Origin of the sequence: Neorhizobium sp. S3-V5DH (assembly GCF_004343065.1) — a bacterium.
GTDB classification, from domain to species: domain Bacteria; phylum Pseudomonadota; class Alphaproteobacteria; order Rhizobiales; family Rhizobiaceae; genus Neorhizobium; species Neorhizobium huautlense.
This window is the reverse complement of sequence record NZ_SMCL01000030.1, coordinates 1-22,817: the sequence shown is the minus strand read 5'-3', so window position 1 is coordinate 22,817 and position 22,817 is coordinate 1. Positions and strand designations below refer to the sequence as shown.

The 22,817-nt window shown below is 60.2% G+C and carries 20 protein-coding genes and 1 pseudogene; 9 read left to right on the top strand and 12 right to left on the bottom strand.

Annotation, left to right across the window (positions count from 1 at the left end; genetic code table 11):
• Positions 1-30: 30 nt before the first annotated feature.
• The 4 genes from EDE09_RS25800 to EDE09_RS25785 are packed head-to-tail and all read left to right on the top strand — an operon-like array spanning position 31 to position 3,481.
• Positions 31-717: a DUF2848 domain-containing protein gene (locus EDE09_RS25800; RefSeq protein WP_132413262.1), complete on the top strand. Its 687-nt coding sequence runs from the start codon at positions 31-33 to the stop codon at positions 715-717.
• 1 nt (position 718) lies between these two features.
• The gene (locus EDE09_RS25795; RefSeq protein ID WP_132413260.1) at positions 719-2,080 is read left to right on the top strand and encodes an amidase; all 1,362 of its coding nucleotides are present in this window, start codon (positions 719-721) and stop codon (positions 2,078-2,080) included.
• Between the two features lies 1 nt (position 2,081).
• On the top strand, positions 2,082-2,870 hold the full coding sequence (locus EDE09_RS25790) for a putative hydro-lyase (RefSeq protein ID WP_132413258.1): 789 nt from the start codon (positions 2,082-2,084) through the stop codon (positions 2,868-2,870).
• A gap of 35 nt (positions 2,871-2,905) precedes the next feature.
• Complete coding sequence (locus EDE09_RS25785) at positions 2,906-3,481, top strand: ureidoglycolate lyase (protein ID WP_207914887.1); 576 nt, start codon at positions 2,906-2,908, stop codon at positions 3,479-3,481.
• Between the two features lie 78 nt (positions 3,482-3,559).
• Here the strand turns inward: EDE09_RS25785 and EDE09_RS25780 are convergent, their stop codons facing one another.
• From EDE09_RS25780 to EDE09_RS25760, 5 genes are read right to left on the bottom strand one after another with little or no spacing between them, the layout of a single operon-like run.
• Positions 3,560-4,846: a TRAP transporter large permease gene (locus EDE09_RS25780; protein WP_132413256.1), complete on the bottom strand. Its 1,287-nt coding sequence runs from the start codon at positions 4,844-4,846 to the stop codon at positions 3,560-3,562.
• Positions 4,843-5,337 (bottom strand): TRAP transporter small permease, encoded by a 495-nt coding sequence (locus EDE09_RS25775; RefSeq protein ID WP_165924269.1) that lies wholly within the window; start codon positions 5,335-5,337, stop codon positions 4,843-4,845. The genes EDE09_RS25780 and EDE09_RS25775 overlap by 4 nt, the downstream gene beginning before the upstream one ends.
• 49 nt (positions 5,338-5,386) lie before the next feature.
• Positions 5,387-6,382, bottom strand: a complete 996-nt coding sequence (dctP, locus tag EDE09_RS25770; RefSeq protein WP_132413252.1) for a TRAP transporter substrate-binding protein DctP — start codon at positions 6,380-6,382, stop codon at positions 5,387-5,389.
• A 50-nt stretch (positions 6,383-6,432) separates the two neighbouring features.
• Entirely contained in the window at positions 6,433-7,377 is a 945-nt protein-coding gene (locus EDE09_RS25765) for a hydroxymethylglutaryl-CoA lyase (RefSeq protein WP_132413250.1), read from the bottom strand.
• A complete protein-coding gene (locus EDE09_RS25760; RefSeq protein WP_245505238.1) occupies positions 7,374-8,567 on the bottom strand; it encodes a CaiB/BaiF CoA-transferase family protein in 1,194 nt (397 codons plus the stop codon). The genes EDE09_RS25765 and EDE09_RS25760 overlap by 4 nt, the downstream gene beginning before the upstream one ends.
• A 93-nt stretch (positions 8,568-8,660) precedes the next feature.
• On the opposite strand from EDE09_RS25760, the gene EDE09_RS25755 reads away from it, so the two are divergent.
• Positions 8,661-9,590 (top strand): LysR substrate-binding domain-containing protein, encoded by a 930-nt coding sequence (locus EDE09_RS25755; protein ID WP_132413248.1) that lies wholly within the window; start codon positions 8,661-8,663, stop codon positions 9,588-9,590.
• A gap of 166 nt (positions 9,591-9,756) precedes the next feature.
• Here the strand turns inward: EDE09_RS25755 and EDE09_RS25750 are convergent, their stop codons facing one another.
• Positions 9,757-10,677: an NADP-dependent oxidoreductase gene (locus tag EDE09_RS25750; protein ID WP_132413246.1), complete on the bottom strand. Its 921-nt coding sequence runs from the start codon at positions 10,675-10,677 to the stop codon at positions 9,757-9,759.
• A gap of 2 nt (positions 10,678-10,679) precedes the next feature.
• Positions 10,680-11,135, bottom strand: coding sequence for an ester cyclase (locus EDE09_RS25745; protein WP_132413244.1), 456 nt, complete (start codon positions 11,133-11,135; stop codon positions 10,680-10,682).
• A 90-nt stretch (positions 11,136-11,225) separates the two neighbouring features.
• On the opposite strand from EDE09_RS25745, the gene EDE09_RS25740 reads away from it, so the two are divergent.
• Positions 11,226-12,137 carry a LysR family transcriptional regulator gene (locus tag EDE09_RS25740; protein WP_132413242.1) on the top strand — a complete coding sequence of 304 codons (912 nt, stop codon included), beginning with the start codon at positions 11,226-11,228 and terminating at the stop codon, positions 12,135-12,137.
• Between the two features lie 599 nt (positions 12,138-12,736).
• Here the strand turns inward: EDE09_RS25740 and EDE09_RS25735 are convergent.
• The 3 genes from EDE09_RS25735 to EDE09_RS25725 all read right to left on the bottom strand — a co-directional run bounded on the left by EDE09_RS25735 (position 12,737) and on the right by EDE09_RS25725 (position 14,854).
• Positions 12,737-13,399 (bottom strand): SDR family oxidoreductase, encoded by a 663-nt coding sequence (locus EDE09_RS25735; RefSeq protein WP_132413240.1) that lies wholly within the window; start codon positions 13,397-13,399, stop codon positions 12,737-12,739.
• 67 nt (positions 13,400-13,466) lie between these two features.
• Positions 13,467-13,940 carry an AtaL-like protein gene (locus EDE09_RS25730; protein WP_132413238.1) on the bottom strand — a complete coding sequence of 158 codons (474 nt, stop codon included), beginning with the start codon at positions 13,938-13,940 and terminating at the stop codon, positions 13,467-13,469.
• Positions 13,941-13,984: 44 nt separating this feature from the next.
• A complete protein-coding gene (locus tag EDE09_RS25725) occupies positions 13,985-14,854 on the bottom strand; it encodes an NmrA/HSCARG family protein (RefSeq protein WP_132413236.1) in 870 nt (289 codons plus the stop codon).
• A 108-nt stretch (positions 14,855-14,962) separates the two neighbouring features.
• On the opposite strand from EDE09_RS25725, the gene EDE09_RS25720 reads away from it, so the two are divergent.
• A complete protein-coding gene (locus EDE09_RS25720; RefSeq protein ID WP_132413234.1) occupies positions 14,963-15,853 on the top strand; it encodes a LysR family transcriptional regulator in 891 nt (296 codons plus the stop codon).
• Positions 15,854-15,995: 142 nt separating this feature from the next.
• Here EDE09_RS25720 and EDE09_RS25715 read toward each other — a convergent pair.
• Positions 15,996-17,282 (bottom strand): annotated as a pseudogene (locus tag EDE09_RS25715) (DNA polymerase ligase N-terminal domain-containing protein); the annotation flags it as partial.
• 240 nt (positions 17,283-17,522) lie between these two features.
• Positions 17,523-20,846 (bottom strand): Ti-type conjugative transfer relaxase TraA, encoded by a 3,324-nt coding sequence (gene traA, locus EDE09_RS25710; protein ID WP_132413232.1) that lies wholly within the window; start codon positions 20,844-20,846, stop codon positions 17,523-17,525.
• A 380-nt stretch (positions 20,847-21,226) separates the two neighbouring features.
• Here traA and EDE09_RS25705 point away from each other — a divergent pair, with 380 nt between their 5' ends.
• On the top strand, positions 21,227-21,553 hold the full coding sequence (locus tag EDE09_RS25705) for a mobilization protein (protein ID WP_245505237.1): 327 nt from the start codon (positions 21,227-21,229) through the stop codon (positions 21,551-21,553).
• Positions 21,554-21,658: 105 nt separating this feature from the next.
• Positions 21,659-22,817, top strand: a 1,159-nt coding sequence (locus EDE09_RS25700; protein WP_132413230.1) for a type IV secretory system conjugative DNA transfer family protein, incomplete at its 3' end; no start/stop codon positions are given.

Sequence of the window (22,817 nt, the reverse complement as noted above, 5' to 3'; positions counted from 1 at the left end):
TCGACTGAACTGAAATCCGGAATACATCCCATGAAACTGCATTTCACGCTCGAAACCACATCATCCCACTCCCAGCTCGACATCGAGATCCACCAGCTTGTCGTCGCCGGTTGGGCCGGCCGTGACCGGGCCGCAATCGACCATCATATCGCGGAACTGGCCGCGATCGGCGTGCCGCGCCCGAGCACCGTGCCGCTCTACTACCGCGTCTCCAACAATAGCGCCGTCCAGGCGGACGTCATCCAGGCGGTCGGCACGGAAAGCTCCGGCGAGGTCGAGACCTTCATCTTCCGTTCCGGCGCGGATCTCTATGTCTCGCTCGCATCCGACCATACCGACCGCAAGCTGGAATCCCATAGCGTTGCCCTGTCGAAGCAGATCTGCGCCAAACCGATCGCCGGCACCGCATGGCCATTTTCCGAGGTTGCCGATCACTGGGATCAACTGATCATCCGTTCCTGGATCGATGAGAACGGCGCCGAGACGCTCTATCAGGAAGGTCCGCTGTCGAGCCTGCGTACACCGCAGGATCTGATACTCGGCCTCACAGGCGGCGATGCCGCGCTGCCGGAAAAGACCGGCATGATCTGCGGAACGGTCGGCGCCATCGGTGGCATTCGTCCATCCGCTCGCTTCACGATGGAACTGTTCGATCCGGTCATGAAACGTAGCATTCGCCACAGCTACACGATCGAAACCCTGCCCGAGGTCCAGTAATATGACCCGCTACCCGACGCTTGCCGAAGTATCCGCATCGCTTGCCTCAGGGCAGGCCACCAGCCGGAAGCTTGTCGATGCCGCAATCGCGGCGATAGATGATCCGGCCGGCGAGGGTGCAAGGACCTTCATCCGCCGCAACGATGCCCGCGCCCGCGCGATGGCCGATGCCTCCGACCTGATGCGTGCTGTTGGCCAGGTGCGATCGCCGCTTGAAGGTGTCGCGATCTCCGTCAAGGATCTCTTCGATCTTGCGGGCGAAGTCACGACTGCCGGCAGCGTCGCCAACAGGACTGCGGCACCAGCCACCGCCGATGCGCCGGTGGTGCAGGCGCTTGCCCGTGCCGGCGCGGTCATTACCGGCACGACCAATATGAGCGAGTTCGCCTTTTCCGGCCTCGGTCTCAACCCGCATTACGGCACACCGCTCAACGCTTACGACCGGGCGACCGGTCGCATCCCCGGCGGCTCGTCCTCCGGCGCTGCGGTCTCTGTTACCGATGGCATGGCGGTTGCCGCAATCGGTACCGATACCGGCGGCTCGATCCGTATTCCGGCAGCACTCTGCGGCCTCACCGGTTTCAAACCGACCGCCCGCCGCGTCAGCCGCGACGCCGTCCTGCCGCTGTCTACGTCGCTTGATTCGATCGGTCCGATTGCCGCAAGCGTCGCCTGCTGTGCCCTGATCGACGCCATCATCTCCGGTGAGACTGAGCGCAGCATCGGGCAGCTCCCTCTTGCCGGCCTGAGGCTTGCCGTGCCCCAGACCATCGTCCTCGACGGCATTGACAAGCATGTTGCCACCTCCTTTGCGGCGACGCTCAGCCTCCTGTCGAAGGCGGGAGCGCAGATCGTCGAGATCGACGTGCCGGAATTCGCGCAGCTCGCCACCATCAACGCCAAGGGCGGACTGATCGCTGCCGAAGCCTGGCACTGGCATCGTACCCTGCTCGAAAATCGCGGCGACACCTATGACCAGCGTGTCCGTGGCCGCATCCTGCGTGGACGCGACATCAGTGCAGCGGATTATCTCGATGTGCTCAAGGCACGCACCGCCTGGCAACGGGGCGTCAATGAAAAGTTCGCAGCCTTCGATGCCGTCATCTTGCCGACAGTGCCGACAGTAGCACCCGCGGTCGCGCCGCTCCAAGCCGATGACGCGACTTTCTTTGCCACCAACGGGCTGATGCTGCGCAATCCGACGATGATCAATTTCCTCGACGGCTGTGGGCTTTCGGTGCCCTGCCATACTGCCGGATCGGCTCCTGTCGGCCTGATGATTGCCGGCGGTGCGATGACGGATGCAAAAGTCCTGTCGGTCGGCCTCGCCATCGAACAGGCATTGAACGCAAGGACTGCATGACATGACATTCGCTGCAGGTTCCGCTGCCCATCTCGCCCGGCTCGAGGCTCGTTCCGGCACGTTATCCGGACCGACCACCAATCTGGCGCCCGGTTTCGTCCAGGCAAATCTGGCGATCCTGCCGCGCGATCTCGCCTATGATTTCCTGCTGTTCTGTCAGAGAAACCCCAAACCCTGCCCGCTGGTCGGCGTGTCGGATGCCGGCGTGCCGATGATCGAGGCGCTAGGCCACGATCTCGATATCCGCAGCGACGTGCCGCGTTACCGCGTCTGGGAGAACGGCAAGCTTATCGCCGAGCCACACGACATCAGCGACATCTGGCGCGAGGATCTCGTGACATTTGCGATCGGCTGCTCGTTTTCCTTCGAGGAGGCGCTTCTCGCCTTAAACGTGCCGGTCCGTCATATCGAGGACGACACCAACGTGCCGATGTATCGGACGTCGATCGAGACCGTGCCTGCCGGCGTCTTTTCCGGACCGCTTGTCGTATCGATGCGCCCGATGAAGCCTCAAGATGCGATCAAGGCGATTCAGATCACCGGCCGCTTCCCGTCCGTCCACGGCGCCCCCGTGCATATCGGTGATCCGACGGAGATCGGCATCGCGGATATTGCCAACCCGGATTACGGCGATGCCGTGCGGATCGAGCCGGGCGAAGTGCCGGTCTTCTGGGCCTGCGGCGTAACCCCGCAAGCGGCGATCGCAACTGCCCGGCCGGCCTTTTCGATCACCCATGCTCCGGGGCACATGCTGGTGACAGACCTCGTGAATGCCGATCTTTCGATATGAAAATTGCGCGATCCAGTCGCTGAAGGGTAAAATCAATGGAAGACAATCGATCTATGGCTCTCGCCATTCGGCTGCTTTCTGAAACCGACTTCGAGCCATTCGGAACGATGCTCGGCAAGCCTTATCCGAAAGCTCCCGATCCGGCAGCCTTCTCGAACGCCGCGACCGATTTCTGGCAGGAGCACCTGTTTGATGCAGGCCCGGGCGGTGAAGTCGAGATCCTTTGGGTAAACTATTGGAACCCCGATCTATCGATTGGGGTCTTTGAAAATCACTTGCTGACCGAGCAGGCTGTCGCACCGTTGATCGGCTCCATCACGCAGGTTGTTGCCTTATCGGGACCCGATGGGCTTCCCGACCGTTCAACCGCCAAAGCTTTCCTTATAGAACCCGGACAGGGCGTATGCATGAACCCGGGCGTCTGGCACGCAACACGCAGCGGCGGCTCGACCTGCTTGATGCTGACGCGCCGTTCGACCACTCTCGCTCTCGTGGCGCAACTAAACCAGCTGCCACATGCGGATGAAACCATACTGTATGACCTTGGCGATCAGCCAATCCGGATCGAATTACAATGTCTCAGACCCGATGAGGAAGGTACGAGGTCTTGAATGGATATGAACCTGCGGCCCGCTAGATTCTGGGCGGTGTGGACGGATTGACGCTGCTTTCTCAACCTCTCGACCGCTTTAAAGACCGAAACCGGCTGCGTATGGTAGCCAAAGTGAAAGCGACGGGAACAGCCACATGACGAACAACCCGGCGATCAGGAGCGCGACGTAGGGGAGAGCGCCGAGCATGATTTCAAAAAGCGGAGCGCCCGTAATCCCCCTTATTACGAAGAGGTTCATCCCCACTGGCGGCGTGATCAGCGCCATCTCGAGGTTGACCATCAGCATCACACCGTACCAGACGAGATTTACGTCGAGTGCAATAAGTGCGGGCAGGATGATTGGCGTCGTGATGAGAATGATCGCGATCGTCTCCAGAAACATGCCGAGGACGAAGATTGCCGCCATCACGACGAGCAGGAATGCAGCCTGGGACAAGCCGAGCGCCGTCACTGCCTCCATAATCTCCGCTGGAAGACGAATGATCGTTACGGCGTGTCCGAACATTCCGGCTCCGGCGATGATCATGAAGAGCATCGCGCTTGTCCGCATCGTCTGAAACACGCAGTCCGCCAGATCGCGCAGTCCGACATTGCGATAGACGAACAGCGCGACGAAGAGCGCATAAACGCCGCCGATAGCGGCAGCTTCCGCAGCGGTAAAGACTCCCAAATAAATGCCGCCCAGAATGACTGGCGGCATCATCACGGCCCAGGACGCCTTGCGCAGGGTTGCGAACACTTCCAGAATATTTGCTTGCTCCTGGCTTGTCGTTTCGGCATGGCGATTGGCTTGGAACCAGGAATAGAAAGCGAAGGCTGCTGCCATCACCAGCCCTGGCAGCAGCCCTGCCAGGAACAATGCACCGATCGAGACGTCCGAGACGATGGCATAGAGGATCATCGGCCCGGACGGCGGGATGAGGATGCCGAGCGTTCCCCCAGCCGCGATGATGCCGTAAGTATCGCGCTTGCGGTAGCCGAAGCGCTGCATCTGCGGAATGGCCGTCGAGCCGATCGTCAGCGCGGTCGCGACCGACGAACCCGAGATCGTCGAGAATATCGTGCAGGCCAACATGGTCGCAAAGCCGAGGCCGCCCTTGATGTGGCCAACGAGCTTGTTGCACATGTCGTAAAGATCATCGACGACCTTCGCCTTGATCATCACATGCGCCATGAAGGCAAACATCGGGATCGTCGCCAGCAGCGGGTTGTTGAGGCTGGCGAAGATCGTGTCCGCCATGCTGTTGATGCTGCCCTCGAAAATCATCAGGACAGTGATGGAAGCAAGCCCGAGTGCTGCGAAGAGTGGCAAGCCGAGAAGAAGCAGGATCACAAGAAAAACAAGGATGAAGAATATCGTCACGGGCCGGTCCTCGTAAGCGTCACGACAAGGCGCTCGACCGCCGCAAGGGTGAGCAGCGCGCCGCCTATAACCATGGCTGACTGAGGGATCCATATAGGAAGTTCCAGATAACCGGACGAATAGACCTCGAAAGCGTAAGAAAAGGTCACACTGTGCCAGGCCGTGTAGGTCAGAAGGAGAGAGAAGATCAGAACACAGGCATAGGCAAGCACATCGAACCAGCGGCGCATTTGCGATCCTACCGCATCGATGAGAATGTCAATCCGGATGTGATCGCCGCTTCTCAACGCGGAACCCGCCCCTGCCATGACGATGGCCACGACCAGGAAGCCGGTCGCCTCGTCCACGCCGGCCATGGACTTTCCAAGGATGTAGCGCTGAAACACGCTCAGCGCCGTTGCAGCCAGCACCAGAACGATAAGCGCGGCGCCGACCACGTTGAAGGCACCGAGCACGACGCCGACGATGCGCATCCATGGTGGGGTTGCCATATGCGCCGCCCCCTCCAAATGGTTCGATTTCAACATCAGGCCCGCCCGCCTATTTAATTTTCGCAATGAGTTCGAGAAGCGCCTTGCCGTCCTCGCCGGTTTCCTCCGCAAACCCCTCCTCGAAAGCCGGTTGCATCGCCTGCCGGAACGCCTCGTTTTCGGCGCCGGTCGCGATATGGACATTCACGCCCTTTGCCTTCAACTCGTCGGGCGCGCTCGCGGATGCTTGTTCCGAAGCCTCGATGGCCCAGAGCGCCGCTTTTTCGCCGGCCGTCTTCAGCGCGGTTTTCGACGTGTCGGACAGTCCCTCGTACCACCCCGGATTAACATAGCCGTGCAGGTAGGCCGCCAGAACCGGCACCACCGTCATGTGGTCTTGCACCTCGTAATACTTGCGTGAATAGGCGGCTGCGACATCGGTTATCGCAGCGTCTATGACGCCCGTAGCGAGAGCCTGATATACCTCGCTTCCCGGCATGGAAACCGTCGTGGCGCCCATTGCGGACAAGCCGCGGTCGAAGGCCGGCCCGAGCCCGCGCATCTTCAGGCCCTGGAAATCCGCCGGCGCAAGCAGCGGCTTACCCTTAGAGGTGAATACGCTGACATTCGTCTGGAACATCCAAACGATGTTCTTCACGCCCTTTTTGGCAAGGCGATCCTCCAGGAAGGCTGCGGCTTCCGACGTCGGCCACTTCTTCCAGGTTTCGATCGACGACATCGTATATGGCCCAACCGTCACATTCATCAGCGGCAGGGTCTTGCCCCACTGAAAATTGAGCGAGAAGGCGCATTCCACTTGGCCCTTGGCAACCGCAAGGATGTTGTCGTTCGCCTTGATCAGGCTGTCGGCGCCGAAGACCTGTACGTCGATTTCGCCCTTGGACTGCGTTTCGACTTCGGCTGCCCATCGGTCGATGACCTTGGCGATATGATGAGCCGGTGGAAGCTGGTGGCTGCAGCGCATGGCTTCCGCGGCGTGACCGAACGACGCCCAGGACGCCGAAAGCGCGAGCGCCGCCGCGGCAGTTTTCGTCAGATATGTCATGGTATTTCCTCCCGTTATGATTGCGGCGATCGTCGAGGTCCTCCAACCTCTCAGATGCGCCAGTTCAAGTTTGGTGGCACGCCCGCGCGGGCAATCGCGCCAAAAAGCTGTTCTTGCGGCATCTCCGATTCCGGGATAGCGCGGATGTCGGATAGGGCCTCGATGTCTATTCCGGTCGCAAAGCCCATGGTTTCGCAGAGGAAGACCAGATCCTCGAAGACGACGTTTCCGGTAGCACCAGGTGCGAAGGGGCAGCCACCGAGTCCGCCGAGCGAGCCGTCGAGAACGCGGGCACCGGCACCGAGCGCTGCGGCCGCGTTGGCAATTCCCATGCCCCGCGTGTCGTGCAGATGAACGATATAGGGGCGCATGCCGCAAAGAGCCGTCATGCGCTCGGTCATTCGCTCGACTTGCTTCGGACCGGCAAAGCCCACGGTGTCTGCGATGCCGACGATGTCCGCACCGGCCTCCAGACAATCCTCGACCAGGCCAATGACCGCGTCGGGATCGACCTGCCCGGCGATCGAGCACCCGAAGGCCATGGCGATCCCCGCATTTACGAGCGGGGTTTTTCCGGATGCGTCCCGCTGCCTGACTGCGGAGCGCACCAGATCGACAGCCTCGCGGCGCGAGCGGCGCATGTTTGCCTGGCTATGCTCCTCCGTCGCCGAAACCACGCAGACGATTTCGTCCACACTCGTCTGCAAGGCGTCGACCACGCCGCGCTCGTTGAGGGCAAGGGCAGCGGTATGTGTTTCAGGCAGCGCTGCCGCAACTTCAAGCAGCTCGCGAAGGTCAGCAAATTGAGGCATGCGCGTGGCCGGAAGAAAAGACCCAAGCTCGAAGTGGCGCACCCCCGCGGCCCGTTCGCGCGTCAACCACTCGACCTTCGCGGCGGTCGAAGGGAAAGTCTTCACCAGTTGAAGTCCATCACGCAGCCCCACCTCGCGCAGGCTGACGCGGTCCGAAGGATAGATGGCGTCAATTCTATTCATGCCGCCCTCGCCGCTCGGGCGCCCTTCGCCGTCCGGATTTCCGCTTCCCCGAGGCCGAGCGCGGACAGAACCTCCTCGGTATGCTGGCCGATCGATGGCAGGTCCCCGCCGCCGGACAGCATGGTGCCATCGACCTCGAACGGAAGCGAGGGCGCCCGAAAGGTCTTTCCGTCCGGCAGGTGCGAGATGGCGAGGCCGCCCGGCCTCATCACATGCGGATCCTCGTACATGTCGCAGGGCCGGGAAATCGGAGAATAGGGAATGCCGAGTTTCTCGAAGGCCGAAAGTAGACCGACCGAGTCCCGTGCAAGCACTGCCTGCGCGATGATCGGTAACGTCCAGTCGCGAGCGTCGATCTGGTCCATGCGCGTCTGCAGCCGCGGATCGTCGAGAAGATCGTCAAGGCCTAAAAGCTTGCACAGTGCAGTCCATTGCCCCTCCGTCACGGCCCCGACAAAGATCTGGAGGCCATCGGCAGTCGGGAAAATGTCGTAGACCGGCCAGGAAAACTCCCGTTCCGGCATGGGCGGCGGATTCTTTCCCTCGAGTTCGAACTGCACCATGTGCTGGGCGACGAGAAGCAGACAGTTTTCGAAAAGACCTATGCGCAGATTGCGTCCATGGCCTGTTCGCTCGCGCTCCAAGAGTGCAGCAAGCACGGAGAATGCGCCAAAGAGACCGCCCATGATGTCGTTGGCCGAGGATCCGACGCGCAGCGGCCGGCCAGTCGGGCCGGTCATATAGGCCAGTCCCGTCATCATTTGCACGACCTCATCCAGCGCCGTGCGATCTTGATAAGGCCCCTGCAGGAAGCCTTTGTGCGAGGCGAGGATAAGGGCTGGATAGTCTTCACGTAGCCTGTCGAGGTCTGCCCCCATACGAGCAAGCGACTGATCGCGAAAATTCTCGACGAAGACATCGGCGGTGCCGAGAAGCTTGTGGAGCGCCAACCGCCCGGCTTCGGTCTTGAGGTCCAGTTGCACCGATTTCTTGCCGCGGTTGAAGAGCGGAAACATCGGCCGGCCCATGCCGCCGAGGTCCCGGGTCTTGTCACCCTCCGGCGGCTCGACCTTGATCACTTCAGCACCGAGAAATCCTAGGAACATGCCACAGGAAGGTCCCATGATCATGTGGCTCATCTCGACGACGCGAATGCCTTCGAGCGGCCTGAAATCTATGCCCATCGTCATGCTATTCTCCTCACCATGCAGGACAATAGCCTTGCCACAGGATCAGTAAAATTATAATGTTTCTAACGTTTCTTTCTAAAAAACAGAAGGCAGATGGACAGCCGCCAGCTTCGCTACTTCGTCACCGTCTACGAGCAGCGCTCGCTTTCCGCGGCCTCGCAGGAGTGCCGCGTCGCCACCTCCGCGCTCAGCCACCACCTGGCCAACATGGAGGCCAGTCTCGACGTCGTTCTTTTCAACAGGCGCCCCCGCGGAATGGAGCCGACAGCCGCAGGTGAGCGCCTGTACCAGCATGCCAAATCCATTCTCCGCGCCATTGAAGCAGCGGAACGGGATATCCGGTCCTCCGGCACGGATATTTCCGGCGACGTGTCGGTCGGCATGGCCTATTCGGTCGTCAAAGCCATCGCGACAGAACTGAACCAGTTCGTCCTTTCGACCTATCCCAAGCTCAGGCTTTCCCTGACCGAGAGCCTTTCAGGCTCGACGCTGCTGCACCTTATGAACTCCGAAGTCGACCTCGCTCTTGTCTACAATCCACCGACGAGTCCCGCCTTGAAGGTCGTCCCGGTCCTTGAGGAGCAGATGATCTGTGTCGGCAAACGGGACATTATCGGCGACACGGACGAGCCTCTCCACTTCGACGATCTATTGGAACTGCCGGTCATCCTGTTGCGCCAGGGAGTTTCGGCGCGCGCCTTGATGGACGACGTCAATCTTCTCAAGAAGCTGGAAAGCCGCGCCAAGCTGCAGATGAACTCGGTTTATGCCATCGCCGACTCACTTCTGGCCGGCCTAGGCTGCGTCATCGGCACAAAACTGTTCATGAAGGAACACATCGAAAGCGGGGCACTTCACTTTCGCCGGATCGTCGCGCCGGAACTGAGCAGGACACTCTACCTGTGCGAAAAAGTCGATCAGCAGAACACCTATGCCCTAGAGATCGTCAGGCAGCTCTTGCTCGACCTCGTCGCAGCAACCGTACGCGACCGCCGATGGGAAGCCCGTCTCATAGAACCCTAATAAACTCAGGTTTCGACGAGGCCGCGACCCAAGGCGCAAAGCTACCGCTCGCGCTATTGTTGTGGCAACGCTAACCTATGTCCGAGGCTGGACATAGGTTAAGCTGCACCGTCCGAAAATGGTGGCTGGGTCATCCCGCATCATTGCGAAACGGCCCGGCCTTTTCTCAGACACAAACGACGATCTTGCCGTGGGCCCTTCCGGATGCCTGCCGGGCGAAGGCTTCGTCGAAGGACTCCAGCGAAACGCTTCTGTCGATCAGGACCGACAGCCTCTTCGAGACGACTTCCTTCATCACGGCAGACAGCCGTTTCGCATCCGAGGAATGGAAAATGAATGCCGCCTCCACGCCGTGCGCTTTTGCCAGGGCCTCGTCTGGAGGGCTGACCACGGTCATCAGCTTGCCGCCGCGGCGCAGGATGCCGAAAGACTTCTGCTGTGTCTCGCCGCCGATCGTATCCAGCACGACGTCAACGTCCGAAACGACTGACGCAAAATCTTCCGAACGGTAGTCGATGACCTGCTCCGCACCAAGGCGGCGGGCGATCTCCATGCCATCGCCTGAGGCGGTGGCGACAACGCGCGCACCGGCCGCATGGGCGAACTGGATCGCGAAGCTGCCGACGCCACCTGCGCCAGCGTGGATCAGAACCGTCTGACCTGCCGTCAGGCCTGCCGTCTCGAAGAGAGCCTGCCATGCGGTCGCCGCGGCCGTCGGCATCCCGGCTGCCTGGTCGAAGTCGATACTTTCCGGAATGAGAACGAGTTGGTCTTCCGGAACAAGAGTGAACTCGGCGAATGCGCCGCCCTCGGTGGGAAGCAGACGCGCGACCACGCGGTCGCCGGCCCGCCAGCGGGACATCAGCGAGCCGGTTTTCTCAACGACGCCGGCAAGGTCTGTTCCCATCTTCGAGGGGAAGGTCAGTGGGAAGACGCCGTCGAGGTAGCCTGCCTGCAGCTTGTTATCCAGCGGATTGAGTGAGGCCGCCGCCACGCGGACGAGCACATCGGTCGCGCCGGGTTCCGGCATTGCCACGTCGGCAAGGTATGGGGCCTCGCCATATGCGTTCAACAGGATGCTTTTCATCGTCATTCTCCTGCCTGTGCGCCCGGCTGCGCACGGACCTGCGCGAACCAGCCCATCCAGTCTTCCATGTGGTAGGTCCTGGTCAGCATGCCGTTTTCGAGTGTGTGGAACTCGTGGATGGCGAGGGAGAACTCGCGCCCGGTGGCCGGCACGCCGAACCATTCGGCGACATGACGGCCGGTGATGACGGCGCGGACGGCCGCACGCCCGGGGCCGCCGATGACGTCCAGGACCTCGACCTTCAGGTCGTCAAACACGGCGCCGAAGCCCTTGATCAGTGGCTTCATGCCCTCGCGTCCCGACGCTTGGCCCGGGGCCAGCGGAATATCCTGCCAGTCGGGTGTGACGCACTCGTCTAATACATCGGGCTGGCCAGCGAATGCGTTGTAGAAGCGTATTAGCGTCTGCAGGTCCTGCTCGGAGATGCCGCTGACGACAGGGTGGTTGGTGGTGCTCATCGGGTTGCTCCAGTTAACTGAGACACCGTTTTTTAGCTGTCGTGCATTCATCATTGAAATCGATATGCGATATGGCTAAACATCCACGCTATGGATTTACATGGCATTGATCTCAATCTTCTGGTCGCCTTCGATGCCCTGATGGCGGAACGGAGCGTTACCCGCGCCGGCGTTCGCATCGGAAGGACACAACCTGCCATGAGCGCCGCCCTGTCGCGGCTGCGGAGCCTCCTGAACGAACTTTTCATTCGCGGCCCGGACGGCCTGCAGCCGACGCCGCGGGCGGTCGACCTGGCGGAGCCGATCGGATACGCGCTTTCGCAAATCCAGAAGACGCTTGAGTTCGCCCAGACTTTCGATCCCTTACAATCGACAGCGACCATCTCGATCGGACTGGCCGAGCACGCGGCATTCGTGTTGCTCCCGAGGCTTCTGGCCGCTCTGAGGCGTGAAGCTCCAGGGATGGTCATGCACGTTCGCAATCTCGGGCACCGCGACGATGCGATCACGCTTCTGGATTCGGGTGAAATCGACTTGACGGTTGGCGTTCCTCATACGCCGGCCGGCCGCATCCGGAGCGAACCTCTGTTCGAGGAGACGTTCGTTTGCATCATCCGGAAGGATCATTCACTTGCTTCGGAGGGACTAACGCTCGACACCTTCCTGCAGATGTCCCACCTGCTGGTTTCGCTGGAGAGCGACAGGTTCGGAGTTGTGGACGCAGCACTGGCAAAACAGGGGCTCAGTCGTCGGCTGGCGCTCACCCTACCCCACATGTACGCGGCTCCCAAACTGATCGCGTCTTCGGATCTCGTCGCGACCTTGATGCGCGGCGTCGTCGAGGCGTCCGACGCGGCAAGTCACCTCCTCATATTCGAACCCCCACTCCCTCTGGGTTCCGTCAGGTTCGATATGTCCTGGCACCGGCGCAACGACGTACACCCCACGCAGCGCTGGTTCCGAGAGTTCGTGAGCCGGCAGGGGGTTCAAGCCAGGCCTTAAGGCAACCGCCATCGTCGTTCTTCGTGGATGGAACCGTCCAACAAAAATCAATGTTTCGCGATGCATTTACGGAGCAAGCATTCATAGTTCGCAACTTGAAGGGAGCCACTCCATGACGAACATGAAAGCAGCCGCGGAAATCGCTGCGGTCGCACCTGCACCACTGTCCCAAACATCGGCTCGAGGCTTGCTCTCGCCGGAACAGGCGTGAACACTCGTCAAGCGGGACAACGCGGGCCCTATTATGACGGCATCCACGCCTGGCGAAGTCCGGTTCAGTCTCCAGTCCGTCACGACCGACCCCTGGAGAACTTCGGAACCAACCACATCTGCGAGACGCGTGCTCGCTGGACCGCCGGATCGAGCACTTCCGAGACTTCAATCTTGTCATCCAGGACATCATAGTCGGCGGCAAAACGCCTCACGCGCGCGTGAAACCAAAGGGCCTGCGGAAATCGATCCAAATTCCTGAACGCAACGCCGCACCGCGGTTCCACAGTCCGCTCCCAGCTTGCAATTTCATTTCCTGAACACCGGACATGCAATAAAAGTCTTGGCTCTGCTTGGAGCAAAGCCAGAGGTTTGCAAAGTTGCTTCCGTTACGCGGTAATGAGCGGCGACTTCTGCCGCCATTCGTCCGAAGTCAACTGATCGAGAACGAACCGCGCGACATCCTCACGCGCAATACTGCCGCCGCGGAAGCCCTTGAGATCGGTCATAGCACGGACGGCCCCTGTCCCAGACTTGTTGCTGAGGATCGTCGATCGGACGATGGTCCAGTCGAGACCGCTTGCGCGAATAACGTCTTCCTGACGGTTCTTGTCGGCATAGACCTTGCGCAGCAAAATCGGGAAGATGATATGATTGAACAGCGCGCCGCCATGTCCACGGCTGTCACCTGCGCCGACACCGGTGATGGCGACAAGGCGGGCGATGTGTTCATCCTCCATGGCTTTGACGAGCGCTCTTGTGGCCGTCGACAAAAGCGTGACGTCACGGAAGGGGCTCGCCGGCGTGCCAAGCGCGCTGATGACGGCATCACGACCCCTCAGCGCCTTACGCAGCGCATTCTCGTCGCGTGCATCGCCAACGACAAGGTTTGCACCTTTCAGGTATTTTGCCTTTTCAGGCGAGCGAACCAGAACAGTAACATCATAGCCGCGGGAAACAGCCTGCGCGACGATGTGACGACCCGTCGGTCCTGTCGCGCCGAGGATGACAATCTCCGGCAGCGGAGACAGTTGGTTTTCGGAAGTGGACATCGCGTTTAATCCTTTGGGAAAGGGGGCGCCTTGTTGAAGGACGCCCGCAGGAAGGGAGACGGAGAGATTAGAGCTTGCTCGCCGCCAGCAGCTCGCGAGTGCGTTTAAGCGTAGACACAAGTGCGGCCTTGTAGCCCCTGTCACTGTCGAACTGTTCCTGCTCGGCCTGCTCTTCCGGGCCATCAGGCTGTTTGCCACGAAGCCCGATATAGCAGTAGAACCGAAGCTGAAGCTCGCCGTCCTCATCCTCGAACAGCTCGTTGACGATGGCGCCCTCACGTGGACCTGTTGCCTGGAAGAAGGTCACTTTCCGCTGCGGTTCCAACGTGATGATTTCCCGAAGATCGGCGCCAGCAATGGTTGCCTCGCGCACAAAGTGGGTTGCGCTTTCCTCGGTGACATCGCATCGGGTGCAAAGCCCCGGTGGGAGGAACAGACGCGCATCGCGCGCCTTGAGCTCCAGTCCCTTCCACACCTGCTCGCGTGTGAGTGGCGTTTCACCTGCAGGATTGACGGATACGGTGGCGGTTGAATAGATCATGATGCAATTTTCCTTCTTTCCGGGTGGTTGAGGAGGACACCGGTTCAGCCGGCGGTGACGATCTGCGATACGAAGTCGCGATAGGTGCGCAGCGGGCGGCCGAGCAGGGCCTCAAGCCGGGCGACGTCCCCGTTTTCCGGCAGCATACCGTCGGTGAGGAAGCGCTCTCCCATCATGCGCATATCGAAGGCCATCCAGGGCGGCATGAACTGCTTCAGGTTGCTTTCAAACGCGTCCGTGTTGTCGCCGGCATAGGCGGTCGGCCGGCCAAGCGCGTCCGACCAGATGGCCGCGATCTCAGTGCCGGTCAGCGTTTCGGGACCCACCAGGTTGATCCGATTCAGGGGAAGCGGCGCTGCCGCGTTTTCCCGGCGGATGAGTTCAAGTGCTGCCACCTCGGCAATATCGCGCACGTCGACCATGGCAAGGCCCTTGTCGCCGACGGGCATCGGGTAGACGCCGTAGCCGGTGATGGCGTCCTTGATCATCATTTCGTTCTGGATGAAGTAGGCCGGACGCAGGATCGTCGCTTTCATGCCCATCTGCTCGATCATCCGTTCAACGGCGAACTTGCCGGCAAAGTGCGGCACGTTGACGTAGACGTCGGGGTGAATGACCGAGAGGTAGACTATGCGCTCGATGCCTGCAGCACGAGCCACATTCAAAGCAATCAGTGCCTGGGTGACTTCGTCGGCCACGACCGCGTTCAACAAGAACAGGGTCGATACGCCATCGAAAGCGCTGCGAAGACTGTCGACATTCAAAAAGTCACCCTGAACCAAATCGACGGCGGCGGGAAAATTGGCTTTCGACCGATCGCGGACCAGAGCTTTGACGTCTGCGCCCTGGGCGACAAGATGCTGGACGACCTGGTTGCCGATATTGCCGGTGGCGCCGGTTACAAGAATGGTCATTGTCATTTCTCCGGGTTGGTATGTTTGCTTGACAACCCGAAGATGAATGATCCATTCATGCCCCAATAGATCATCAATTTGGATGAACCGTCCCACAGGTGGAACGATATGGATCTTCTCGCTCTGTCCGATTTCAATCTCGTCGCGCGCCACGGCGGCTTCGGCAAAGCGGCGCGCGCCTCCGGCCGACCCAAGGCCACGCTCTCCCGGCGTGTTCAAGATCTGGAAGCGGCACTGGCTTTGCGTCTGTTTGAACGCGGCGGGCGCGATCTGAAACTGACTGAGGAGGGACGCGCTCTTTATGAACGCACGACTGTGCTGCTGACGGAAATCGTCGAGACAGCAGCAAACATCGCCTCGGGCGGCGAGACGCCTCGAGGCCGGTTGCGGATCAGCGCACCGCTTCTTCTGTCGCAGACCGCAATGGGCAAGATTGCTGCGGGATTTGCGCTCAAATATCCCGAGGTCCGGCTGGAGATCACAACGGAAGACCGCCCGGTCGACATGATTGAGGAAGGCTATGATCTGGTGATCCGGGTCAATCCTGATCCCGATGAAACGTTGATCGGAAAGCCGTTCCTGCGCGACCGTCTGGTCGTCGTTGCGTCTCCACAGGTTACCCGGCCGGCCGCCGGCGTGCCAATCCCGGGCATTGTACGCGAAGCTGCGGGTGCACAAAGCTGGAAGATGAAGACGCTAAGAGGTGAAGAGACAATCGACATTATGCCGGGGCTCGCCTTGTCTTCGCTTATCATGGTGTGCGATGCCGCGCGTGCAGGTGCTGGTGTCGCTCGCCTGCCAATCTCACTTGTCAGTCGGCATCTGACCGATGGCAGCCTGATCCACTGGGGCGATGTTGACGGTTCCGACATCGCATTGTGGGCGCTTTATCCCTCGCGCCGGCTGTTAAGCAGCCGCGTTTCAGCGTTCATGAACCATCTGAAAGAAGCGTTCCCAATCGGTACACCAGAAGAACTGGCCGCTTACATCAGCGGCTAGCGGATATCACGTTCGGGAGGACGCGGAGACGAAGACTGCCCGTTCCTGACCAATGGCAGTACCCGGATTGCCGTGACGAAGCGGGTTTTGGATGATTTGCGAGCGCAGCCTCCACCTTGATGAAAATCGAACCTTCGGCCCATCTCGACTTTGCCCAGGTATCGGTGCGGCCCGACTGGTAGGGCGCATCCATCTGCTTGGAGACGATGCCTTCGAGCGACAGCTTGCAGGCGGAGCGCAGCACCGCGTCACCGCCGGATTCGAAGTGATCGACGTAGCGGATACGCGGATCGTCGCTTCCGGCAGCGAGGAAGTCTTCGAGCCGCTTCTTCCGCTCGACCAGGCGCATCGACCGCAAGTCCTCGCCGCCATCGAAGAGCAGGTCGAAGGCGAAGTAGACAAGGTTGCCGGTCTTGCCTTCCGAGAGCGCGGCCTGGAGGGCGGCGAAATCGGGTGCGCCATTGTCGTCGAGGGCGCAGATTTCGCCATCGATGATGCAATCTGGCAGTTCGGATGCAGCATCGGCGATCTCTGGATATTTCGCGGTCCAGTCGAGACCCTTGCGCGTCTTCAGCGTCACCTTGCCCTGGGCGACGCGCATCTGGATCCGATAACCGTCGAACTTGATCTCATGCAGCCAGTCGTCGCCGGCCGGCGGCCGCGCAAGCGTCTCGCAGAGCTGCGGCGCGATCAAGTCCGGCAGGTCAGCCGCCGTAAAGGTCGCGATATCCTTGCGCGATCTCTTCTTGCGCTCGTCAGCCGCCAGACCGTGCTTGCTGTCCCAGACGGCATCGGCTTCTACATCCGCATTCGCCATCATGAACGGTCGTGGCTTGCGGCCCTTGCCTTCCGCGATCTGCTCCATGCTGCGGCCGGAGGCGACGGAAGTCGCGTTCTCCTCCAGGATCTTCGCGCCGTTCTCCTCGACGGAATAATCGTCATGATGTTTGATCAGCAGCCAGTTGGTGCGCTTGCCGCCATCGCGATCGTTGCGCATCCGCACCAGGACGAGACTGCCATGCAGCCGCTTGCCCTGGAGCGTGAACTTGAAGTCGCCCTTCTTCAAGGCCTCTTCGGGTGATTTCCTACCCTCTGGCTCCCAATAGCCGCGATCCCACAACATCACCGTGCCGCCGCCATACTGGCCCTTGGGGATCGTGCCTTCGAAGTCGCCGTAGTCGAGCGGGTGATCCTCGACCTCGACAGCGAGCCGCTTGTCATTAGGATCGAGCGATGGCCCCTTGGTTACCGCCCAGGACTTGAACACGCCGTCGAGTTCAAGCCTCAGGTCATAATGGAGCCGTGTGGCGTCGTGCTTCTGGATCACGAACCGACGCCGGTTTGACGGCTTGACCTGTGCTTCACCGCTCGGTTCGCTGGTCTTCTTGAAATCGCGCTTGGCACGGTATTTCGAAAGATTGTCAGCCATTGGTGTCGCGGATCCTTCCAGTCGTACGAGGAGCGGCGCCGGCGTCTGCCTCCCGATCGATCGTCACGGGACGACAACGCCGCTGGCGGTCCGTAGTTTCGCGGGCCGCGTGGGTCCGGGTCGGTCGAACAGTTGATATCGCGGTAAAGGCTGGTATGTTCCCTATTTGCTCGACACAGCCGCCATGAACGACATGTTGCCTCCGTGGCACCTGTAAAGTGACGTTTACAGGCTACTCAGCTACCTCTCCCACTCGATCCCTCTATCCCGATCCTGCTTTAACTCGAGTTGGCGCGACGGCTGCGGACGCGACAGTTCGACGTTTCGTGCGCGTTCAGCAACGCCCGCGATAGCTTTGATGCGATCGAGCCTGGCCAAGTCTTTCGGTGCCATTCGCAGGCTGTCATTTCTCAGATCTCGGAGGTCGGCGCTACCGAACCGCTGCTCAAGCGTGAGGACGATCTTCTTCGCTTCTTCAAGCGCCAGTCTCCCCTCAGAGGTGCCGGAAAGCTGTTCGAGGAACCTTGGCTTCTCAGCCTGAGAGAGCGCATCAAGCTGATTCAGAATCTCCTCGCTACGAGAACTCAATCCCGGCACCTCGATCACATCACGCTTGTCGCGAAGCCAGGTTTCGGATTGGCGTTCAGCATCCAGCCGGCGTTGCCAGGATTCAACTGCTGAGCCAACATGGATACTGAACGCCTTGGTGTAGGATCGCGCTTCCCGACGCTCTCTGTTCTCGCCAAAGATGCCGGATCTTCCACGCAATTCTCCAAATCGTTCGGGCTGCGCGGTGATCAGTCTCGGCAAAGCCCATTCGTCGAGACCTTTCTCCACGATCGCTTCTCGTAGTTTTGTTACTGCACCATCGGGATCGGCATAGATGCTGCGAGCGAGGTCCCGCATTGTCTGCATCGCTCGTTCGAAGGTCGGGCGAGCGTTTTCGCGGGCGATGGTCTCGATATTGCGAGAATATTTCGTCAGCGCCGGCACAAGCGGCTCGACCGTCTTTTCTTGAGCCTCGGCGCCTAGACGATCCCGACGTGCCTCGACACTCGCTGGGTGCGGAACATCGGCCGAGGAGCGCCTCCACTCCATTCTTGCAACGGTGCTAGCCGTCGGTCGATTTTCAACGCGATTGGGCTGAAGACCAACGACAATCTCGCTGCGAACACCCAGCTCCTCCGCAAGTCCACGGCGCTCAGTAAAGGCCTTGGTGTAATCGAGAGTGGTCTCCTTCACACCCGACCGGCTCATGCTGGCACTCAGCACCTTCATATCCTTCAGTTCATCCCGCCCGGCATAAAGCCGCACACTGTCGCGATGACGGGTCATCGCCACATAGGCCAGATGACGATCCATGGTGCGCGACCCCATGACGAAGCTGCGATCAACCGTCGTCCCCTGAGATTTGTGGATCGTGATCGCATAACCATGATCAAAGGATTGGTAACTGTTGACCGGTATGGAGACGGTCCGGGCAAGGTCTTGCCGGCCGTCGAGGCGCACTTGTACTGCGTTCGGCTCGACGGAGAGTACCGTCCCCAGCATGCCGTTTCTGACGCCAAGATCGCGATTGTTTTCCAGGAGTACAATGCGATCGCCGGCAGCAAAACTCCGCTCTCCCACCGTCGTTTGATAAGTCACCTCACGCCCAGGCATTGCCTGCGCCTGTTTCCCACCCGCCAACCGACCACGCTCCTGAAGCAAAGCCCGGATCTCGGTGTTGATGATCCGGACATCGACACGTCGATGGGCAAGCGCTATGCGCGAGCCGGAGGAACGGGCTTCGTAGTCATTGACGTAGTCGCGCACCAGTGCTGCTCTTGCCGTCTGCCGGTCCTTCTCAAAGCTGATTGAACCGTGGTTGTTGTAAGCCTTCAGCCCCTCGCCTGTTCGGTGCGTTGCAAACGCACTCGACGCCTGCCGCTGCCAGCTCGCCTTTTGGCGACGGATTTCCGAAAGTTCGACGGCACCGATGCGCTCGGTAATCGCCCGAAGTGGAGACCCCGCCCCGATCGCCTGCAACTGCTCGTGGTCGCCGACGAGGACGAGTTTTGTCCCCTTCGTCTCGGCTTCTGAGATGAACCTTGCCAATTGCCGGCTTCCAACCATGCCAGCCTCGTCGATGACGAGAATATCGCTCCTTCCCAACTCACCTCGACCAGCCTGCCATCCATATTCAATGGACGCCAAGGTCCGGGACTGAATACCCGAGGATGCCTCAAGCCCCTCGGCCGCCTTGCCGGCAAGAGCCGCGCCATGGACACGGTAACCTTGCCGCTCCCATGCCTGCCGTGCAGCAGCCAGCATCGTCGACTTACCCGCTCCTGCAAAGCCGATCACCGTTGCGATCTGCTCCGGTCCGGTGATGTGGCGAACCGCCATCCGCTGTTCATCGCTCAAGCCCACAGGATCAAGCGACCGATCGCCTTCCTCCACCCCGGTTTCACCGCGTTCAGTTTTTGCCTTGATCGACGCATCCGTCGCCCTCAACGCCCAATCCACATGACGGCGTTCGACGAAGTGACTATCGATGCCTGCCATCTTGTTAGCGCTCATCGCCATGACATGCTCGATCGCCACCATCTCTCGCGTCGAATAGCGGGCAAGCTTGCCCGCCTGTTCGGGCTGCAATTCAACGAGGGCTGGCGATGCCATGACCGCCGCAAACGCGTTCTGGAATGCCTCAGGCTCATCGACGTAGCGATGCAGTGTCCGCGCCACATCGTGGCGATCGAACACACTTTTCTCGGAGGTGATCACCGACAAGACCTGGTCCGGCTTTTGCCGAAATAATTCGGCGTTTTGACGCGCGGCATGTGCGTCGAGCCGCGTGCGCGACACACTCAGCTCCCGCCGCTCCATCTGGCTTGCATGTACGCCGACATGCTGCGTCGGCTCGATCTCAAGCCCTCGCTCCTGATGGGAGCGATGGTCGACCCGAATATCCAAACCGGCCATTGCCAGATGGCGGTTGACGTGATGCTCCCAGAGCTGGCGAATATCCCGAAGCTGCATTTGCGAGGTCGGCAGATTGTTCGACAGCAGCCATTTGTTTTCCCGCTCCAGATGGGTCTTAATCCCGAGCCCGTATTCCATCACCTGCCGCGTGGTCATCAAAAGATGCGCATGATGGTTGCGAATGTCGCCCAGCCTGGATGGTTCGCCTCGTTCATGCGGGCTATGGATCGCAAAATCCACCGCCGCCCCAAACCGGTTGGCAAGCTCCTGTGCAAAGGCCCGCGTCAGACGAAGGCGCTGCTCTCGCGTCAGTTCATGAGGAAGCGCGATCTCGAACTCTCTGGCGACGCGGGCATCTTTGCGTGTCTCCCTGCGCTCTGCCGCATTCCACAGAGCTGCACGATCCCTCGCCCACTCGGCACCAACGCCCGTCGGCAGAACGATCTCGGAATGTTCAACACCCTGTTTGCGGGTGAAGTCATGCACCTGCCCGTCGCGCTCGTTGGCCAGTCGTTCACCGGCGCGATAGGCAGCGGCTGCCACCGCGCTGCGCCCGGCATTACGTGAGATCGGCTTCGTGCTGGCATGATAGATCGCCAAGGCTTCGCCCTCGTCCCGATCTGAGATCGGCGCGCCTGAGTTGCAGAGCAACTCGTAAGTGCGCCCTTCCCCGTTTCCGCCACGTTAGCGCAAGCCGTCGCCACCGAGCAAGCGGAGACGTCGCCAACCATCAACAAAAGCAGCGATTTGATCAAAATCTACGAACTTTTACGGATATCAAAACCGCACCAAGTCTGCTTATCATATTCCCGCATGACGAGATTTTCGCTGCATTTCAACCAGATTGGGAATCAATTCCTGATTGCCGGATGTGCTCGTTGGTTCTGCAGTCCCGCACGAGTGATGCGAAAACTGCGGGGCCGTGGCAGGTCTTGCCCAAGCGGCGTCGAGCAAAGCCGGAACCGAAAGGAGGAGAGGCTATGACAAGGAAAACCATCGAAGAGCGACTTCTTCAACTCGAGGCCCAGAAGAAGACGCTTCAGGCGCGTCTTTCCAAGCAGGAACGCGCCGCCGATACCCGCCGCAAGATCCTGCTCGGCGCCTTTGTGCTCGATCGTCTCGAGAACCGACAATCCGAGGAATTTTGTCGGCAGCTTGGATCATGGCTTCGGCGTGAACTGCCCGGTTTTTTAAGCCGCGATGCCGATCAGGCTTTGTTTGCCGAACTGTGGAGGTTTCCAGAGCAGGTCTTGGCCGAAACGCCAGACCAAGACCCAAGCTTCGGCAACATCAGCCTGCCCTCCTGATGAGGAACACAGGGTGCGCGGCTATACCGCGCATCGTTGCTGACCAGTCATTCGGGCGGCTGCTCCTTGCTGCGATCGCAACCCACGTGAACAGAGGTCAAGATCATGAACCAGGTCACCTTGGCATGGGCCGCGTTCAAGAACATGATACGTGCCGCCCTGCGTGATCCGGTCTGGGCGCTGGCGGCGATTTCGGTCGCCCCTTTTGCCGCGATCCGCCCGATCTTCAACGCTTTGGCTCTCTTGGGCGTCGTAACACTCGTCTTCGGTTTTGGCGGTGCCACGGCGCTCAATGCGCTTGGCTTCGAACAGGACGGCCTGGTGATGCAGTCGATGAACGTGCTCCTGCCGCTCGTCCTGTTGATCCTCGCCTTCCGCCTCCTCACCAATTCGCTGATCTTGCATTTAGGCAATATAGACCAGCAAACCCACGGCTCGGCCCGTTTCGCCATCGACAAGGAAATCTCATCGCTGACGGGCGCTGAGACCGGCCTTCTGCTTGGGCGGGATCCGAAGTCAAAAAAGCTGATCCGCTATCTGGGTTTTGCCCATCTTCTCACCATCGCGCCGACCAGGACCGGCAAGGGTGTCGGCACCATCATTCCAAACCTTCTCACCGCCGATCGCTCGGTCATCTGCATTGATCCGAAGGGAGAGAATACCAGGATCGCAGCACGTGCTCGGCAAGCCTTTGGCCCAGTCCATGTACTCGATCCGTTCGGCGTTACCGGCAACACATCTTCCGCCTTCAATCCGCTCGATCTGCTTGATCTCTCCGATGTCGATATCGCCGAGGATGCGAGCACGCTTGCGGACGCGCTTGTCTTTGACGAACCGGGCATGGCGGGCGAGGCGCATTGGAACGAGGAAGCCAAAGCGTTGATCGGCGGCTTGATCCTGAGGATCATCGGTTACGAGGAATTGGGCCGCCGGCATCTTGGCACCTTGCGGCACTATCTGACGCTGCCGCCGGACTCGTTCGCTGCGCTGTTGACGACGATGCAGCAAAGCAGCGAAGCCGGTGGACTGATTGCCCGTGCCGCCAACCGTCATCTCGGCAAGTCCGATCGTGAGGCGGCAGGTGTTCTGTCGGCGGCACAACGCCATACCCACTTTCTTGACAGCCCTCGAATGATCTCGGTCTTGAGCCAATCGGATTTTAGGTTCGCCGATCTCAAGAGCCGCAAGACCACCGTCTTCCTCGTCCTGCCACCGGATCGTCTTTCCACCTATTCCAGATGGCTTCGCCTGCTGATCACCCAGA

Excerpts from the sequence above, each read along its gene's own strand:
- EDE09_RS25800 (WP_132413262.1), top strand. The coding sequence starts at position 31 with ATGAAACTGCATTTCACGCTCGAAACCACATCATCCCACTCCCAGCTC.
- EDE09_RS25795 (WP_132413260.1), top strand. The coding sequence starts at position 719 with ATGACCCGCTACCCGACGCTTGCCGAAGTATCCGCATCGCTTGCCTCA.
- EDE09_RS25790 (WP_132413258.1), top strand. The coding sequence starts at position 2,082 with ATGACATTCGCTGCAGGTTCCGCTGCCCATCTCGCCCGGCTCGAGGCT.
- EDE09_RS25785 (WP_207914887.1), top strand. The coding sequence starts at position 2,906 with ATGGAAGACAATCGATCTATGGCTCTCGCCATTCGGCTGCTTTCTGAA.
- EDE09_RS25775 (WP_165924269.1), bottom strand. The coding sequence starts at position 5,337 with ATGGCAACCCCACCATGGATGCGCATCGTCGGCGTCGTGCTCGGTGCC.
- dctP (WP_132413252.1), bottom strand. The coding sequence starts at position 6,382 with ATGACATATCTGACGAAAACTGCCGCGGCGGCGCTCGCGCTTTCGGCG.
- EDE09_RS25765 (WP_132413250.1), bottom strand. The coding sequence starts at position 7,377 with ATGAATAGAATTGACGCCATCTATCCTTCGGACCGCGTCAGCCTGCGC.
- EDE09_RS25760 (WP_245505238.1), bottom strand. The coding sequence starts at position 8,567 with ATGACGATGGGCATAGATTTCAGGCCGCTCGAAGGCATTCGCGTCGTC.
- EDE09_RS25755 (WP_132413248.1), top strand. The coding sequence starts at position 8,661 with ATGGACAGCCGCCAGCTTCGCTACTTCGTCACCGTCTACGAGCAGCGC.
- EDE09_RS25750 (WP_132413246.1), bottom strand. The coding sequence starts at position 10,677 with ATGAAAAGCATCCTGTTGAACGCATATGGCGAGGCCCCATACCTTGCC.
- EDE09_RS25745 (WP_132413244.1), bottom strand. The coding sequence starts at position 11,135 with ATGAGCACCACCAACCACCCTGTCGTCAGCGGCATCTCCGAGCAGGAC.
- EDE09_RS25740 (WP_132413242.1), top strand. The coding sequence starts at position 11,226 with ATGGATTTACATGGCATTGATCTCAATCTTCTGGTCGCCTTCGATGCC.
- EDE09_RS25735 (WP_132413240.1), bottom strand. The coding sequence starts at position 13,399 with ATGTCCACTTCCGAAAACCAACTGTCTCCGCTGCCGGAGATTGTCATC.
- EDE09_RS25730 (WP_132413238.1), bottom strand. The coding sequence starts at position 13,940 with ATGATCTATTCAACCGCCACCGTATCCGTCAATCCTGCAGGTGAAACG.
- EDE09_RS25725 (WP_132413236.1), bottom strand. The coding sequence starts at position 14,854 with ATGACCATTCTTGTAACCGGCGCCACCGGCAATATCGGCAACCAGGTC.
- EDE09_RS25720 (WP_132413234.1), top strand. The coding sequence starts at position 14,963 with ATGGATCTTCTCGCTCTGTCCGATTTCAATCTCGTCGCGCGCCACGGC.
- EDE09_RS25705 (WP_245505237.1), top strand. The coding sequence starts at position 21,227 with ATGACAAGGAAAACCATCGAAGAGCGACTTCTTCAACTCGAGGCCCAG.